The 16,173-nt window shown below is 51.6% G+C and carries 11 protein-coding genes; 6 read left to right on the forward strand and 5 right to left on the reverse strand.

Annotated elements, in window-relative coordinates; all coding sequences use genetic code 11:
- Nucleotides 1-113 precede the first annotated feature (113 nt).
- Complete coding sequence (metG, locus tag E8E00_RS08510; RefSeq protein ID WP_096627805.1) at nucleotides 114-2,150, forward strand: methionine--tRNA ligase; 2,037 nt, start codon at nucleotides 114-116, stop codon at nucleotides 2,148-2,150.
- Between the two features lie 281 nt (nucleotides 2,151-2,431).
- Nucleotides 2,432-3,214 (forward strand): hypothetical protein, encoded by a 783-nt coding sequence (locus tag E8E00_RS08515; RefSeq protein WP_077640828.1) that lies wholly within the window; start codon nucleotides 2,432-2,434, stop codon nucleotides 3,212-3,214.
- An 85-nt stretch (nucleotides 3,215-3,299) separates the two neighbouring features.
- Here E8E00_RS08515 and serS read toward each other — a convergent pair whose 3' ends face one another.
- The 5 genes from serS to lrp all read right to left on the reverse strand — a co-directional run bounded on the left by serS (nucleotide 3,300) and on the right by lrp (nucleotide 10,227).
- A complete protein-coding gene (serS, locus tag E8E00_RS08520; protein ID WP_096627800.1) occupies nucleotides 3,300-4,586 on the reverse strand; it encodes a serine--tRNA ligase in 1,287 nt (428 codons plus the stop codon).
- Between the two features lie 188 nt (nucleotides 4,587-4,774).
- Complete coding sequence (locus tag E8E00_RS08525; RefSeq protein ID WP_276306887.1) at nucleotides 4,775-6,037, reverse strand: replication-associated recombination protein A; 1,263 nt, start codon at nucleotides 6,035-6,037, stop codon at nucleotides 4,775-4,777.
- A 69-nt stretch (nucleotides 6,038-6,106) separates the two neighbouring features.
- Nucleotides 6,107-6,736 (reverse strand): outer membrane lipoprotein chaperone LolA, encoded by a 630-nt coding sequence (gene lolA, locus E8E00_RS08530; protein WP_096627795.1) that lies wholly within the window; start codon nucleotides 6,734-6,736, stop codon nucleotides 6,107-6,109.
- A gap of 15 nt (nucleotides 6,737-6,751) precedes the next feature.
- On the reverse strand, nucleotides 6,752-9,493 hold the full coding sequence (locus E8E00_RS08535) for a DNA translocase FtsK (protein ID WP_096627794.1): 2,742 nt from the start codon (nucleotides 9,491-9,493) through the stop codon (nucleotides 6,752-6,754).
- 239 nt (nucleotides 9,494-9,732) lie between these two features.
- The gene (gene lrp / locus E8E00_RS08540) at nucleotides 9,733-10,227 is read right to left on the reverse strand and encodes a leucine-responsive transcriptional regulator Lrp (RefSeq protein WP_069588819.1); all 495 of its coding nucleotides are present in this window, start codon (nucleotides 10,225-10,227) and stop codon (nucleotides 9,733-9,735) included.
- 166 nt (nucleotides 10,228-10,393) lie between these two features.
- On the opposite strand from lrp, the gene ald reads away from it, so the two are divergent.
- From ald to cydC, 4 genes are all read left to right on the forward strand, one after another.
- Complete coding sequence (gene ald / locus E8E00_RS08545) at nucleotides 10,394-11,518, forward strand: alanine dehydrogenase (RefSeq protein ID WP_069588818.1); 1,125 nt, start codon at nucleotides 10,394-10,396, stop codon at nucleotides 11,516-11,518.
- Nucleotides 11,519-11,634: 116 nt separating this feature from the next.
- Nucleotides 11,635-12,594: a thioredoxin-disulfide reductase gene (gene trxB / locus E8E00_RS08550; RefSeq protein WP_069588816.1), complete on the forward strand. Its 960-nt coding sequence runs from the start codon at nucleotides 11,635-11,637 to the stop codon at nucleotides 12,592-12,594.
- 82 nt (nucleotides 12,595-12,676) lie between these two features.
- The gene (cydD, locus tag E8E00_RS08555; protein ID WP_096627792.1) at nucleotides 12,677-14,446 is read left to right on the forward strand and encodes a cysteine/glutathione ABC transporter permease/ATP-binding protein CydD; all 1,770 of its coding nucleotides are present in this window, start codon (nucleotides 12,677-12,679) and stop codon (nucleotides 14,444-14,446) included.
- Nucleotides 14,439-16,157, forward strand: coding sequence for a cysteine/glutathione ABC transporter ATP-binding protein/permease CydC (gene cydC, locus E8E00_RS08560; protein ID WP_096627789.1), 1,719 nt, complete (start codon nucleotides 14,439-14,441; stop codon nucleotides 16,155-16,157). Before cydD ends, cydC begins: the two co-directional genes overlap by 8 nt.
- The last annotated feature ends 16 nt before the right edge of the window (nucleotides 16,158-16,173 follow it).

Below are 16,173 nucleotides of genomic sequence, written 5' to 3' on the forward strand. Positions count from 1 at the left end.
CCAATTATGCGTAAACGCCTTATGACACGGCCTTGCTCTAGGCAAGGCATATCGTATCAGGTAAGATTTCCGCAATCATTCCATTCATATCATAAGAGCGAACAAACAAGATTATGGCTGCAAACCCACGTAAAATTTTGGTGACCTGTGCGCTGCCTTATGCGAACGGCTCAATCCATTTGGGCCACATGCTCGAGCATATTCAGGCAGATGTATGGGTCCGCTATCAGCGCCTGCGCGGCAATACCACTCACTTTATTTGTGCCGACGATGCTCACGGCACGCCTATTATGTTGAAAGCGCAGCAAATGGGCGTGGAGCCCGAAGCCATGATCGCCGATGTGCAAAAAGAGCATAAAGCCGACTTTGATGGCTTTAACATCAGCTTTGATAACTATCACAGCACGCACAGCGAAGAAAACCGCGAGTTGGCGTCATTCATTTACACCCAATTGCGTGATAAAGGGTATATCACCAGCCGTACGATTTCACAGCTGTTCGATCCTGAAAAAGAAATGTTCTTACCGGATCGTTTCGTCAAAGGTGAGTGCCCGAAATGTCACGCTGACGACCAATATGGCGATAACTGTGACAACTGTGGCGAAACCTATGCACCCACGGAGCTCATTAATCCTCGCTCGGCGGTCAGCGGTGCCACCCCTGTGATGCGCGACTCTGAGCACTTTTTCTTTGATTTGCCGCAGTTTGAGCAAATGTTGAACACCTGGACCAAATCAGGTGCGCTGCAAAGCGAAATTGCCAACAAAATGAACGAGTGGTTCGACACCGGTCTGCAACAGTGGGATATCTCGCGTGATGCGCCCTATTTTGGTTTTGAGATCCCAGACCAACCCGGTAAGTTCTTCTACGTTTGGCTCGACGCCCCAATTGGTTATATGGGCTCGTTCAAAAACTATTGCAACAAGCACAACGACATCGACTTTGACGAATACTGGAAAGAAAATAGCGAAGCCGAGCTTTATCACTTTATCGGTAAAGATATCGTCTATTTCCACAGCTTGTTCTGGCCAGCGATGCTGGACGGCGCTGGATTCCGTAAGCCAAACAACGTCTTTGTGCATGGCTATGTAACCGTAAACGGCGCGAAAATGTCCAAATCGAAAGGGACATTTATCAAAGCCAGCACTTATCTAAAACATCTCGATCCTGAGTGTTTGCGTTACTATTACGCCGCGAAGCTAAACAGCCGTATCGATGACCTTGACCTGAGCTTGGATGATTTCATCCAACGCGTAAACTCAGACATCGTCAATAAAGTGGTCAACCTTGCTTCGCGCAACGCTGGTTTTATTAGCAAGCGTTTCGATGGTCAATTAGCCAATACCTGTGCTGAGCCTGAGCTTTATCAGTCATTTGTCGACAAAGCCGAGCACATTGGTGCGCTTTACGAAGCACGCGAATACAATCGCGCTATTCGCGAGATCATCGCCTTGGCAGACAAAGCAAACCAGTATGTCGATGAGAAAGCCCCTTGGGTGGTTGCTAAAGAAGAAGGCAAAGACGCCGAGCTTCAAGCTATTTGTTCCGTCGGCATTAACCTATTCCGCGTGCTCATGACGTATCTGAAACCTGTGATGCCTCAGCTTGCAGAGCGTGCCGAAGGATTCTTGAATGACACCCTGACTTGGGAAAGCATTGCTCAGCCACTGACAGGCCACGCCATTAGCAAGTTCAAAGCGCTGTTTAGCCGTATCGATCCGAAAGCGGTGGATGCCATGATTGCCGACAGCAAAGAAGATGTCGCGGCGGAAGAGGCAGAAAAAGCGAAAGCGCAAGGTCCTTTAGCGGATGATCCTATCGCTGAGGAAATTGAGTTTGGCGATTTTGCAAAAGTCGATCTGCGTGTGGCTAAAATTTTGGAATGTGAATCCGTGCCTAAAGCGGACAAGCTGCTCAAGTTTAAGCTCGATATTGGTGGTGAAACTCGCCAAGTGTTCTCTGGGATTAAATCGGCTTACAAGCCTGAGGATTTAGTCGGTAAACACACGGTGATGGTCGCAAACTTGAAGCCACGCAAAATGAAATTTGGCATGTCAGAAGGCATGATCCTCGCTGCGGGACCGGGTGGCAAAGAGTTGTGGATCCTTGAACCACACGAAGGCGCCCAAGCCGGCATGCGTGTGATGTAAGCCAAGACTCACTGGCACCGCGCCACCTTGCGGTGCTGAGATGAGCGTAAAAGAGAGCCTTGATGGCTCTCTTTTTTATGCGCGCTTTTTATCAGGTATCAGTGAAACATTCGCCAATGCGTCAAAACAGTGCATTACTTCACCAGCACAGTGCGAAAACGGCGCAGTTTTCTTTCATTATCGGCTGCCTAGCCCCTTGCACAGGGCGTGATAAATCTCTCATTTTAGGCACGATTCCTGCTGGATAGGCCATATCAGCGAATGAAACGCAGGGAGCGACTATGGAATGGCTATTAATGGTAGGAACATTAGCATTGAGCATCGCGGTGGTGGTAGCGGTACAGCTTTTCCGTCAGCGCCCAGATTTGCATTTACACCAACTGCATGAACTACGTGTGCTGTTACAGCATGCTCAGCACCTAGCCACCCAACCCAGTATTAGCTCAGACGACTACCAAGTGCTGTTAAGCCAAACGCGTCACCTTCACCAACTGGCTCCTCAAGCGCAAAAGCCGATGTATCGACTCTTTTTTCACCACCTTCATGCCTTACCGTCTTACGACAACGACACCCAAACCCGTATGAAAAATCGGGCTCTGCAACATATCGTCTACTTGGTGGATGAAGCAGTCCCGCCAGCATTGATTGCGCAACGCGACGACACCCGTTTGGAGAGCTATCAGCAAATCTGGTATGCGATTTTAGAACTATTACAAGCAAGGCAGCGTTACAGCCATGCGGCATACCAAGAGCAACAATCCGCGCGCAACGCCCAGCAATCTCTCACCTTGCACCAGCAAATACTCGCGAAGCGCTTACGTCAACTCCACGCCTTGTCATTGGCGGACGACATCCAAAAAGAAATCACCGAGGTGTTAAACCAGCTCGCACAGTCAGAACAACTGCCCTTTGAGCATAAAGTTGCGCTATCGCAGCGCGTAAACCGAATTATGCTTCACGTGCTCGACAGCTTTATCGCACGTGTACTGACGCGCTATCCCTGCCAACACGATGATGCACTTAGCCCCATCGCGCCGTTTCCTCAGTCAGGTTCGGGGCAATGACCTGCCTCAACAGCGTGTCGTCACCCCAATAAAAAAGGGCCGGCAATCATGCCGACCCTTTGTTCTTTAACCCTGACTCACTTCATTAGCCAATGTGCGTTTGACCGCCCATGTATGGACGCAATACCTCAGGAATTTCAATGCGGCCATCTGCTTGTTGGTAGTTTTCTAAAATAGCTACCAGAGTACGACCAACGGCCAAGCCAGAACCGTTCAAGGTATGCAGTAACTCAGGTTTTTTCTCACCTTTGCGACGGAAACGCGCCTGCATTCGGCGAGCTTGGAAATCCATGGTGTTTGAGCACGAAGAAATCTCACGGTAGGTGTTTTGTGCAGGTAACCAGACTTCAAGATCATAGGTTTTCGCCGCACCAAAGCCCATATCGCCGGTACACAGCAACACTTTACGATATGGCAGGTTAAGCAGTTGTAACACCTTCTCTGCATCCGCAGTGAGTGATTCAAGTGCTTGCATAGAATCTTCTGGCTTAACGACTTTGACCAGTTCAACTTTGTCAAACTGGTGCATACGAATCAGGCCACGGGTATCGCGACCATAGGAGCCTGCTTCTGAACGGAAACACGGTGTGTGTGCCGTCATGCACAGCGGCAAATCCGCCTCATCGACAATTTCATCACGCACCATGTTAGTCAGCGGTACTTCCGCGGTTGGGATCAAGGACATCCCTACCCCTTCTTCGGTGGCCGGTTTGGTGTTAAACAAATCTTCACCAAATTTTGGTAACTGACCTGTGCCATAAAGACTGTCTGCATTCACCAAATAAGGCACGTACATCTCAGTATAACCGTGCTCGTTGGTATGTAAGTCGAGCATAAACTGGGTCAAGGCACGATGCATACGCGCCATCTGCCCTTTCATCACGATAAAGCGTGAGCCCGACAGTTTCACCGCACTGGCGAAATCAAGCCCGCCAGAAAGCTCGCCCAAATCAACGTGATCTTTGATTTCAAAATCAAACTGACGCGGCTCACCCCAACGAGACACCTCGAGGTTTTCAGACTCGTCTTTACCCGTTGGGACTTCATCGGCTGGCAAGTTTGGCACCGCCATTACCACGTCGTTCACTTTCTGTTGCAGTTCAGCCAGCTCGGCTTTTGCAGCGTCCAGCTCGTCACCCAAGTTCGCGACTTCTGCTAGTAGTGGCGCAATGTCCTCACCCTTCGCTTTAGCCTGGCCAATGGACTTCGATCGGGAGTTACGCTCTGCTTGCAATTGTTCGGTGCGAATCTGCAGGGATTTACGTTGTTCCTCGAGTTCACGTATAGCGTCAACATCGAGCGTAAAGCCACGACGAGCGAGTTTTTGAGCCGTTTCTTCCAGCTCAGTTCGAAGTAATTTGGAATCCAGCATGCTAATCCTGTGCTTTTCGGGTTGATTAGTTGATTATCACTTGTCATCACGATTTGAAGACAAGCTGCGATCGTGCGTATTGTATAACGCGATTGGCCGAGGGTGACCGTGGATGTCACCACTACTAGGCGACTGCGCCTTGATGGTGCAGCCGCACTTTAAACCTTACCCAAAAAGGGTGAAGTTGCCTAGCGCTTTTGCGGGCTTTTTGCGTCAAGCTCGTCCAGAAAGGCGAGCTTTTCAGCGATTTTAATTTCTAGCCCGCGATTAACGGGCTGGTAATAACGCACATCACTGACTTCATCGGGCAAATAACGCTCACCGGCGGCGTAGGCATTCGGTTCATCATGGGCATAACGATACCCGTCGCCATGTCCCAAGCTTTCCATCAGGGCCGTCGGTGCATTACGAAGGTGCATAGGGACAGGTGCATTCGCCGTCGCTTTTGCATCGCGCAGCGCTTGTTTCCACGCGGTGTAGACTGCATTGCTTTTAGGAGCACAGGCAAGATACACCGCAGCTTGTGCGATCGCGCGTTCACCCTCCGCCGGCCCGACGCGGGTAAAGCAATCCCACGCGTTCAATGCAACCTGCATGGCACGCGGATCGGCGTTACCCACGTCTTCAGAGGCAATCGCTAACAATCGACGCGCCACGTACAAGGGATCCCCTCCCGCGGAAACGATGCGGGCATACCAATACAAGGCTGCATCTGGGTTAGAGCCGCGCACGGACTTATGAAATGCTGAAATGAGGTCATACCATGCATCGCCTTGCTTATCGAACTGTGCCACCTTCTCCCCAGCGACGTCTTTCAGCATCGCCATAGTCACCGCACCATCAGCCATATCAGCCAACATTTCCAACAGGTTCAAAGCCATGCGCGCGTCGCCACTACAGGTGTCCGCCAGAGCGTCTTTCACCCCCGTATCAAAACGTAGCTCTCGCTCACCGAGCCCTCGGTTTTTATCCGCCAAAGCTTGGTCAATCACCGCAATCAAATCATCACGCTCAAGCGCACTCAGCCGGTACACCCGCGCACGAGATAGCAAGGCGTGGTTTAGCTCAAAAGAGGGGTTTTCAGTCGTGGCACCAATAAAGGTGACTGTCCCCGCTTCAACATGCGGTAAAAACGCGTCTTGTTGGCTTTTGTTGAAACGGTGAACCTCATCAACAAACAGGACAGTACGTACTCCGGCTTGTTTATTCTGCTCTGCACGCAAAATCGCATCGCGAATTTCTTTCACGCCCGAAGTCACCGCAGACAATCGTTCGATTTCCGCATTGGCTTGACGAGCAGCGATATCTGCCAAGGTGGTTTTGCCTGTGCCCGGTGGGCCCCAAAAAATCATTGAATGCAGACTGCCAGATTCGATGGCGCGGCGAAGAGGCTTGCCCTCGGCCAATAAATGCTGCTGGCCAATGTACTGATTTAACGAAACCGGCCGCATGCGAGCAGCAAGCGGCCGAAAGTCGTCAGCAAAATCTAGCGGTAGTGTCGACAATCTTCTCTCCCGTGATTAACGCGGCTGACGTTGATCATCCACCAGCACCGAGTCCGGTGGCGTAAATTCAAACAAGGACGCATCCGGTGCCTGACGGCTAAACTGGCTGAGCGTGAACTGGCTTTGCTGCCCATCTTGCTCGGTCACCCGAAAATGGGTCAAGGTGCCATCCGGTTTTACCGTCACGGCAAACGTGCCAATGCTCCCTACCGTTTTGGGGGTCAGGGTAAAGGTGTCACCTTGCTGGGTAATAGTGTACATCTGCCAATCGTCTGGCTGATTGCGGGTTAACAACACAAACGGGGTTTGTGCGGTCGCATCGTCTAACCACATGGCAGTGACTTGCTCGACAAACGGGCTGTAGTACCACAATGTTTCCCCATCAGAGATCATGATATTTTCATCGGGTGTGGTCGTGGTCCAATTGAACAAGTTGGGACGTTCAATGGATAGTCGTCCTTTTGCAGCGTGGATCTGCTCCCCTTCCGGGCTGATCACAGCCTGTTCAAAATTGGCGCTAAAGGCATCCACTTTACTCAATCGGTCCATCAGCTGCTGCTGGGCAGTGGATTGCGCTTGAACAGCAACCGCAAACATCAGCGTCAGCATCGCGATTAGGTGGCGATAAAAAGCTTTCATTTTCATACAACGTCCATCTGATTACGCTTTCGGTGGCGGTGGCGCCAACACTTCTCGGTTACCGTTATGGCCCGGAGAACTTACGACACCGTGTGCTTCGAGTTGTTCCACAATTCGAGCCGCACGGTTATAACCAATTTTAAAGCGGCGTTGCACCCCTGATACAGAGCCGCGGCGGCTTTCGGTGACAAACTCAACCACTTGGTCAAACAGCTGATCCAGCTCTTCGCCATCCGCGCCCGTCGGAGTTTCTCCCGGCAATAAGCTATCGGAACCCTGATCGCCATGAGTGATCTCTTCGAGATACTGCGGCTTACCGCGCGCTTTCCAGTTGTTCACCACACGGTGCACTTCTTCGTCACTGACAAACGCACCGTGCACTCGGATAGGATGGTTAGAGCCGTTGGGCATGAACAACATATCCCCCATGCCTAACAGCGACTCTGCGCCCCCTTGGTCCAAGATGGTGCGCGAGTCAGTTTTCGTGGAAACGGTGAAAGCCATCCGGGTCGGAATGTTCGCTTTGATAAGGCCGGTGATCACATCAACGGATGGGCGCTGAGTGGCAAGCACTAAGTGAATACCCGCTGCTCGGGCCTTTTGCGCCAAACGGGCGATCAGCTCTTCCACTTTTTTGCCCACCACCATCATCAGATCAGAGAACTCATCAACGACCACGACGATATAAGGCAGCTTTTCTAGCGTAGGGGCCGTTTCATCCATGCTGTCACTCGGTTTCCAGAGTGGGTCTGGAATCGGGTTATTCGCCGCCTCAGCGGCTTTGACTTTCTCGTTAAAGCCTTTGAGGTTACGAACACCTAACGCCGACATCAGCTTGTAGCGTCGCTCCATCTCGCCAACACACCAGCGCAATGCATTGCCCGCATCCTTCATGTCGGTGACCACTTCGGTGAGCAAATGCGGGATCCCCTCATACACGGAAAGCTCCAGCATTTTCGGGTCGATCATGATAAAGCGGACATCTTCCGGCGCCGCTTTATAGAGCATACTGACAATCATAACGTTCACACCCACCGACTTACCCGAGCCAGTAGTACCGGCGACCAGTAAGTGAGGGGCTTTGCCTAAATCGGTCACAATCGCTTCACCAGCAATGTCTTTTCCTAACACCACAGAAATCGGCGACTTGCTGTTCTTAAAGCGCTCGCTGCCAACCACTTCCGACATAAAGACGGTCTCGCGGTTTTCATTGGGTAGCTCGAGTCCGATATAAGGTTTACCTGGGATCACTTCCACTACCCGCACCGCGGTGGTCGACAAAGAACGCGCTAAGTCTTTCGACAATCCAGAAATGCGCGACACTTTGACACCCGGCGCTAAGTCCAGCTCAAAACGCGTAATCACGGGTCCGGGATAAACCCCCACAACACGCGCTTGGATTTTATAATCCTCAAGTCGTGCTTCGACTAACCGCGCGATTTGTTCAAGCTCTTCCCGTGTCGCCTGTGAAGCGGTTTTTCGCGCAGGATCGAGCAAATCTAAGGTCGGGAAAGGCTCCGCAGGTTTTGGCAAGTTTGGCTCATCTTTGACTAAGAAAGGATGATCAAGCCCAGCAGCCTGTTGCTGGGCTTGCTGCGCTTTACGAATCGTTTCTTGGAACGGATCCTCATCGTCCTCAGCCGCCCCAGCGGCTTGCTCGGCACGCTCTAACTCAGACAAACCGTCTTGATTGCCATAGGTGGTTTCATGTGATACCGGCTCACTCGCCACCTCTTCACTTTCGTCACTTCCTTCACTTCCAACACTTCCATCGCTGGAAGCATCGGTCTCTTGCCACGGCGGTAATGTTTCATCCTCCGGCGCGTCATCCGGCAGTGGTGCGTTCGGTTGGGTTGGTTCGTCTTCTGGCTCGACAACCCCTTGCCACTGTCCCAAGCTAGGCTCAGGGTCATCCAGTGTTGTACCATCGTCATCGACGTGTGTTGACGCTTGTCCCCCAAAGATAATCGGCGTGCTTGGCGCGGATGATGCCCTATCCTCTGGGACTTCTTGCACGCTCGGAGACGGGGTGAAGCGGCGCAAATCACTTAATTCCATCGGCTCTGCCGCGTCAGTGGCCTTGTCTGACTCAGTGACGGTTTGTGCAGCAGGCTTGCCAAGCTCAGTCACCTTATCGCCACGGAGGCGGTTAACCAACCAAGTAGTGGCCCTTAAGGTCACCGCCCCTAGGTTATCCACAATGCTTAGCCAAGAGATCCCAGTAAACAATGTAAACCCTGCTGCCCAACAAAACAGCATCACCAATGTGGTGCCTAGTACGTTAAGCAGTGGCAATGCCAAACTGTTGGTGACATCGCCCATCACTCCCCCAGAGGAGAAATGCCAAAAATCATCAAAATTGAGATCGGCTAGCGAACAACTGGTTAGGAATAGAACGAAAAGCCCTAAGATCCTCGCGGCTAAAATCGTGTAGTTGAGTGGCTCGTCGTCGCCACGGCGGCGCAAGAAAACCCAACCACCCAGCATGGCAGCTGGCGGTAATGGGTAGGCCAAAATACCGAATGAGAAAAAGAGGCTGTCGGCGACCCACGCCCCTAATGAACCTGCCGCGTTGTGCACATCACCGTGCCAAGCAGTTTGTGACCAAGAGGGATCAGCCGGATTAAAAAACAGTAGCGCAACCATCACAAAGACGGCCGCTGCCAGCACCAAGATAAAGCCACACTCTTTCAAACGCTGAGCGCCATCCAATCGCACCTTGGGCTGAGCCGATTTGGGCTCACGACGCAAAGAAAACTCCATCATCACCTGTTTAATACTTTTCGTTATTCGCATTCCCCACCATGGTTTGAGGTTTGCATTCGCCACTGCACTGACTTTACCACATTCGTGCCTGAACGGCAGGCATGATGCGAGTCAGCGATGAATCTTTACCGAGATATCACATAATTGTTGCTGATTAAGACAAAAAAGAAACCGAGCACGGTGGCTCGGTTTCATCGTTTGGGGATCGACACCAATGTGGCGATTGGCAAACAGGTTTAGCGGGTGCGAATCACCAAATGATTGCTCTGCTTCACCTCTTCCATTACCACGTAAGTGCGTGTGTCATTCACACCGGGCAAACGCAGCAAGGTTTCACCCAATAACTTGCGATATGCCGACATATCAGCTACTCGTGTTTTAAGTAAGTAGTCAAAATCACCGGAGACAAGATGACATTCTTGGATGTCTTCCAATGTTTGAACCGCTTTATTGAATTGCTCAAACACATCTGGTGCGCCACGGTTCAAGGTGATTTCGACAAACACCAGCAATGATGCGTCGAGAAACTGGGGATTGAGCAGCGCCGTATAACCAGTGATATAGCCTTGGCGCTCCAAGCGACGGACACGTTCGAGACAGGGGGTAGGAGAAAGACCGACTCGTTTAGATAACTCAACGTTTGAAACACGCCCATCCTTTTGGAGCTCATTCAGGATGTTGCGGTCAATGCGGTCCAATTCCTTGGAGGGCTTTTTTTTGGTATCTACCATTTTTTATTCCACCTTGTTACTTCCTTGCAAAAAGATATACCGAATTAAATAACATCTTTATAAATTTTAGCATCAAATGCTGATTTTTTCCCTTTATACTAGCCTGAAAATTGACAATATCAACAACTAGCCAGCCGATAACACTGAATAAACAAGAGGTGACAGCATGATCATTGGCGTTCCAAAAGAGATCAAAAACCATGAATACCGCGTTGGTATGGTTCCAGCAAGTGTCCGCGAACTTATTTCTCACGGCCACTCCGTTTACGTAGAGACCAACGCTGGTAACGGTATTGGCTTCTCTGACGACGACTATAAAGCCGCCGGCGCATCTATCCTTCCTACCGCGGCTGACGTATTCGCCAAGGCCGAGATGATTGTTAAAGTCAAAGAGCCGCAAGCGGTTGAGCGTGCCATGCTCCGTGAAGGACAGATTTTATTCACCTATCTGCATCTTGCACCAGATTTTCCACAAACAGAAGACTTAATTAAGAGTAAAGCCGTCTGTATCGCCTATGAAACCGTAACAGATTCTAAAGGTCGATTGCCACTCCTTGCGCCTATGTCTGAGGTAGCGGGCCGTATGTCTATTCAAGCAGGTGCACAAGCACTGGAGAAATCACACGGCGGTTCAGGCATGCTACTAAGTGGTGTTCCAGGCGTTGAACCGGCGAAAATTGTGGTACTCGGCGGTGGTGTTGTCGGTTCAAACGCAGCGCGCATGGCCGTTGGCCTACGTGCTGATGTGACTATTTTAGACAAAAATGTCGACACACTGCGTCGTTTGGATGAAGAATTCCAAGGTCGCGCAAAAGTGGTCTACTCCACAGAAGAAACACTGGAGCAACACGTTCTCAATGCTGATCTGGTTATCGGTGCGGTACTGATCCCAGGTGCAGCCGCGCCAAAACTGGTTAACGAAGACCACATTAAGCGCATGAAACCAGGTGCGGCGGTCGTCGATGTTGCCATTGACCAAGGTGGCTGTTTCGCGACGTCACACGCGACCACCCATGCGGATCCAACCTACATTGTTGATGATGTGGTTCACTACTGTGTCGCTAACATGCCAGGCGCGGTTGCTCGCACCTCTACCGTTGCTCTCAACAACGCGACCCTGCCTTATATCGTGAAGTTGGCCAACAAAGGCTATCGCGATGCCTTGGTAGAAGATCAACACCTGCGCAATGGTTTGAACGTTATTCATGGTCAAGTCACCATCAAAGAAGTGGCTGAAGGCTTTGAACTTCCTTATGTGGATGCCATGGACGCATTAAAAGCCGCACATTAATGTGCGTTTTGTACCCTACAATCAAAGGGCACCGTCACGGTGCCCTTTCTTTACCCGTCCAATTTACCTACAATCAGGCCATTCAAAACGAACCTCTATCCTGCCCGGAGACGTGAATGAGTAACATTAAGCATGCTAACCTATTGATCCTTGGTTCAGGCCCGGCTGGCTATACCGCCGCTGTTTATGCGGCACGTGCCAACCTGAATCCAGTTATGATCACGGGTATGCAACAAGGTGGCCAGCTAACCACCACCACAGATGTAGAGAACTGGCCTGGCGATCCAGAAGGCCTCACGGGTCCAGCCTTGATGGACCGCATGAAAGACCATGCGGAGAAATTCGACACCGAGATTATTTTTGATCACGTCAACGACGTTGATCTGTCTCAGCGCCCATTTCGTTTAAAAGGCGACAGTGGTGAATACACCTGCGATGCCTTAATTATTTCGACAGGTGCATCCGCACAATATCTTGGTTTGCCATCAGAAGAAGCCTTTAAAGGCCGTGGGGTCTCCGCCTGTGCAACCTGCGATGGCTTTTTCTATCGCAACCAAAAAGTGGCTGTGATTGGCGGGGGTAATACCGCGGTCGAAGAAGCCTTGTATTTGTCTAACATCGCCTCTGAAGTCCATGTTGTACACCGCCGTGATAGCTTCCGTGCGGAAAAAATCCTTGTGGATCGCATGATGGACAAAGTTGAGAACGGTAACATCGTTTTACACACTGACCGTGTGCTGGACGAGGTACTCGGCGATGAAATGGGCGTCACTGCTGTACGCTTAAAAGACACCCAAAGTGATGCGACAGAAACGCTGGATGTAATGGGCGTCTTCGTCGCTATCGGCCATAAGCCAAACACTGACATTTTTGCCGGTCAATTAGAGATGGAAAACGGATACATCAAAGTGGCTTCCGGCCTGAACGGTAACGCCACACAAACCAGCATTGAAGGCGTTTTTGCCGCTGGCGATGTGATGGATCATGTCTACCGCCAAGCGATCACGTCAGCCGGCACCGGCTGTATGGCAGCGCTCGATGCTGAGCGCTACCTTGACGGGTTAGCTGAGAAGTAACCCTCGCGCGATCCCACGCAGGCTGCCCCTGAGCAGCCTGCTCTGCCTCACTCGCAGGCCTTTCATAAAATAATAAGACGATATGGATAAATCTAAACAGCGGGCGCTAACGAAATGGCTCAAGTCGCAGAGCGTGTTAGCCAAACCCTGGTTAGTTGCGACGATTGGCATAGCCTTTACATCTGGACTGCTACTCATTGCCCAAGCAGCGCTCCTCGCCCATTTGCTTTATCAGCTCATTATCGAACAAGCCGATAAATACAGTTTACTGCCCAGTTTCTTTGGTCTGGGGGCCGTAGTATTACTGCGTGCGGCCTGTAGTTGGGCCAAAGAGCGAACGGGCTATCGCTGTGGCCAAACCATTCGCCACCATATTCGCCAGTTGATCTTGAATCGTCTTCATGAACTCGGCCCCGTGAGTATTCAAGGTCGTCCGGCGGGCAGCTGGGCTAGCTTGCTCCTCGAGCAAGTCGAAGAATTACAGGACTTCTTTGCCCGCTATTTACCGCAAATGGCGATTGCCGTATTGATCCCCGTGGTGATTCTCGTCACCGTGTTCCCCATCAATTGGGCCTCCGGCTTGATATTCTTGATTACCGCGCCGCTGGTGCCCTTTTTTATGGCCTTGGTGGGGATCAAAGCCGCCGACGCAAATCGCAAGAATTTCAAAGCACTGCAACGAATGTCAGGCTATTTTTATGACCGTTTGCGTGGCTTACCGACACTGCGACTGTTCAATCGCACTGATGCAGAAGCCGAACAACTGCATCTAGCGTCACACACCTTCCGCAAACGAACCATGGAAGTGCTACGACTGGCTTTCTTGTCGTCCGCCGTGCTCGAGTTTTTTACGGCCATTTCCATTGCAGTCGTGGCCGTCTATTTCGGTTTCAGTTTCATTGGTGAACTTAACTTTGGCCACTATGGTGCCCCGATATCGCTATTTACCGGCCTATTTGTGCTGGTGCTCGCGCCTGAGTTTTACCAGCCATTACGTGATCTTGGCACGTTTTATCACGCCAAAGCCCAAGCGATTGGGGCTGCCGAATCCATCGTCGAGTTTCTCGATGCGCAACCCGATACCGGCACACAAGGCCAAGAGACACCCGATCTCGAGGCTGTGACCATCACCGCGCGCGATCTCGAAGTGCTCAGCCCTGATGGCCATGTCTTGGCTGGGCCGCTCAACTTTGACGTCAAAGCCGGTGAGCATATTGCACTTGTCGGCGTCAGTGGCGCAGGCAAGTCGAGCCTGTTGAATGCACTGCTCGGCTTTTTACCCTATCGCGGCAGTCTGGTCATTAACGGTTGTGAGCGCCGAGCGCTCTCACTCACCCATTGGCGCCAAGCGATCAGTTGGGTAGGCCAAAATCCACAGCTATTCCATGGCTCTATTCGTGACAACATTGCGCTCGCCAACCCTGATGCCACGCCAGAGTCAATTAATCATGTAATGACACAAGCCTATGTCGATGAGTTTGTCATGCGCCTGACCGACGGACTGGCTCATCCCGTTGGCGACCGCAACGGCGGACTGTCAGTCGGCCAAGCACAGCGTATCGCGGTTGCACGTGCTTTATTGCAAGACGGTGCACTATGGGTATTGGATGAGCCGACGGCAAGCCTCGATGCCCACAGCGAACAACTGGTCAATTTGAGCTTACACACAGCGACCCAAGGAAAAACCTGTATTCAGGTGTCACACCGCCTCGATGCGCTCGACAACTGCGATCAGGTTTGGGTCATGGCTGATGGCGCCATCACTCAGCAAGGCAAATTCAAAGATATCGCCGCTCAAGGGCAGCTTGCTGACATGCTGGCCTCAGCAGACAGGAGAAATCTCGATGCGTGAACTACTCCCCTACTTACGCCTGTATAAGCGTCACTGGTTTGGTCTTAGCTTGGGCATGGTGTTGGCGTTTGCTACCTTGTTTGCCGCGATTGGCCTATTAACCTTATCAGGCTGGTTTATCGCTGCGGCGGCCGTGGCTGGACTCACTGGCATGGCCACCTTCAATTACATGTTACCCGCTGCTGGCGTGCGTGGTTTTTCTATCGGCCGTACCTTTGGGCGCTGGGCAGAGCGCGTCGTCAGCCACAATGCCACGTTTAAATTGCTTGCCGACCTTCGGGTAGCGTTTTTCCGTAAGCTTGCGCCTTTGGTGCCGGATCAAACCCTGAATGTGCGTGATGGCGACCTGCTCAATCGCATGGTGGCCGATGTTGATGCGATGGATCACGTCTATCTGCGCTTGGTTAGCCCCATGGTTGTTGGCGCCCTCGGTGTCCTTGCCGTGAGTCTGTTTTTGGGTTGGTTCGACCCAACCTTAGGGCTAGCGTTGGGCGGCTGTTTATTGGCGTTACTGCTGGGGTTACCCGTTATTTTTTACCATCTTGGTAAGCAACATGGACGCCAGCAATTAGAACAAAATGCCGCTACCCGAATCGCCCTACTCGATTGGCTGCAAGGCCATGCCGAACTCGCCCTTTTTGGCGCAGAATCCCGTTATCGTGCACGGGTTGATGACAGTGAAAAATCCATGCTAGCCGCGCAGGCGAACATGGCAAACGTCACCGGCTGGGCGAATGCGGTGCTGATGGCGGCAACCGGTTTAACCTTAGTTTTGATGATTTGGTTAGCTGCCGATGGTGTGGGTGGTCGCTTGCCCGATCCGCTTATTGCAATGGTCGCGTTTACCACTATGGCAAGCTTTGAGTTGATGATGCCCATCACCGCGGCTTTCCAATATTTGGGGAAAACCCTGACCGCGGCTAAGCGGCTCAACCGGATTACAGAGCGTACACCCAGTGTCTATTTTCCGCCGCAAGGACATGCCGATGCGGTGCAAGGTGAGCTCAAGCTGGATAACGTCAGTTATCAATACCCAGAAACTGCAAACCCTGCATTAAACCACATTTCTTTGCACGTACATGCGGGGCAAAAAGTGGCGCTACTCGGTCGGACCGGATGTGGAAAATCAACCCTGCTTAGCTTGTTAACGCGCGCATGGGATCCAAGCAACGGCGAGATCCATCTTGATGGCAAGCCTTTACGTCAATGGTCAGAGCCGGCGTTACGCCAAGCGATTTCTGTCGTCACACAACGGGTAGACATGTTTAACGGCACCTTGCGCGATAACCTGATCTTGGCATGCCCGCAGGCCAGCGACGAGACGCTGACGCAAGTGTTAACCCAAGTAGGCTTGCAGACCTTGCTGGCCGAGCCAGGACTCAATGCATGGATGGGAGATGGAGGCCGACAGCTTTCTGGTGGCGAGCGACGACGGATTGGTATTGCGCGTGCCCTTTTGCATGACGCGCCTATCGTTTTATTAGATGAGCCAACCGAAGGGTTAGATGTGCAAACGGAGGCGCAGATCCTATCCTTACTACAGCAACATTGTGCAAACAAAACCGTGGTGTTTATCACTCACCGCTTGGTCGGGCTTGAGCAAATGGACACCATTTGTCTCATGGATGCCGGTGAGATTGTCGAACAAGGCGATCATGCTGCACTCATGGCGGCAAACGGACGCTATGCACAACTGCGACAACGCTTGTAACACATGGAGAGACTGC

The sequence above is a fragment of the Salinivibrio sp. YCSC6 genome, from assembly GCF_004916735.1.
In the GTDB taxonomy this organism is placed as follows: domain Bacteria; phylum Pseudomonadota; class Gammaproteobacteria; order Enterobacterales; family Vibrionaceae; genus Salinivibrio; species Salinivibrio proteolyticus.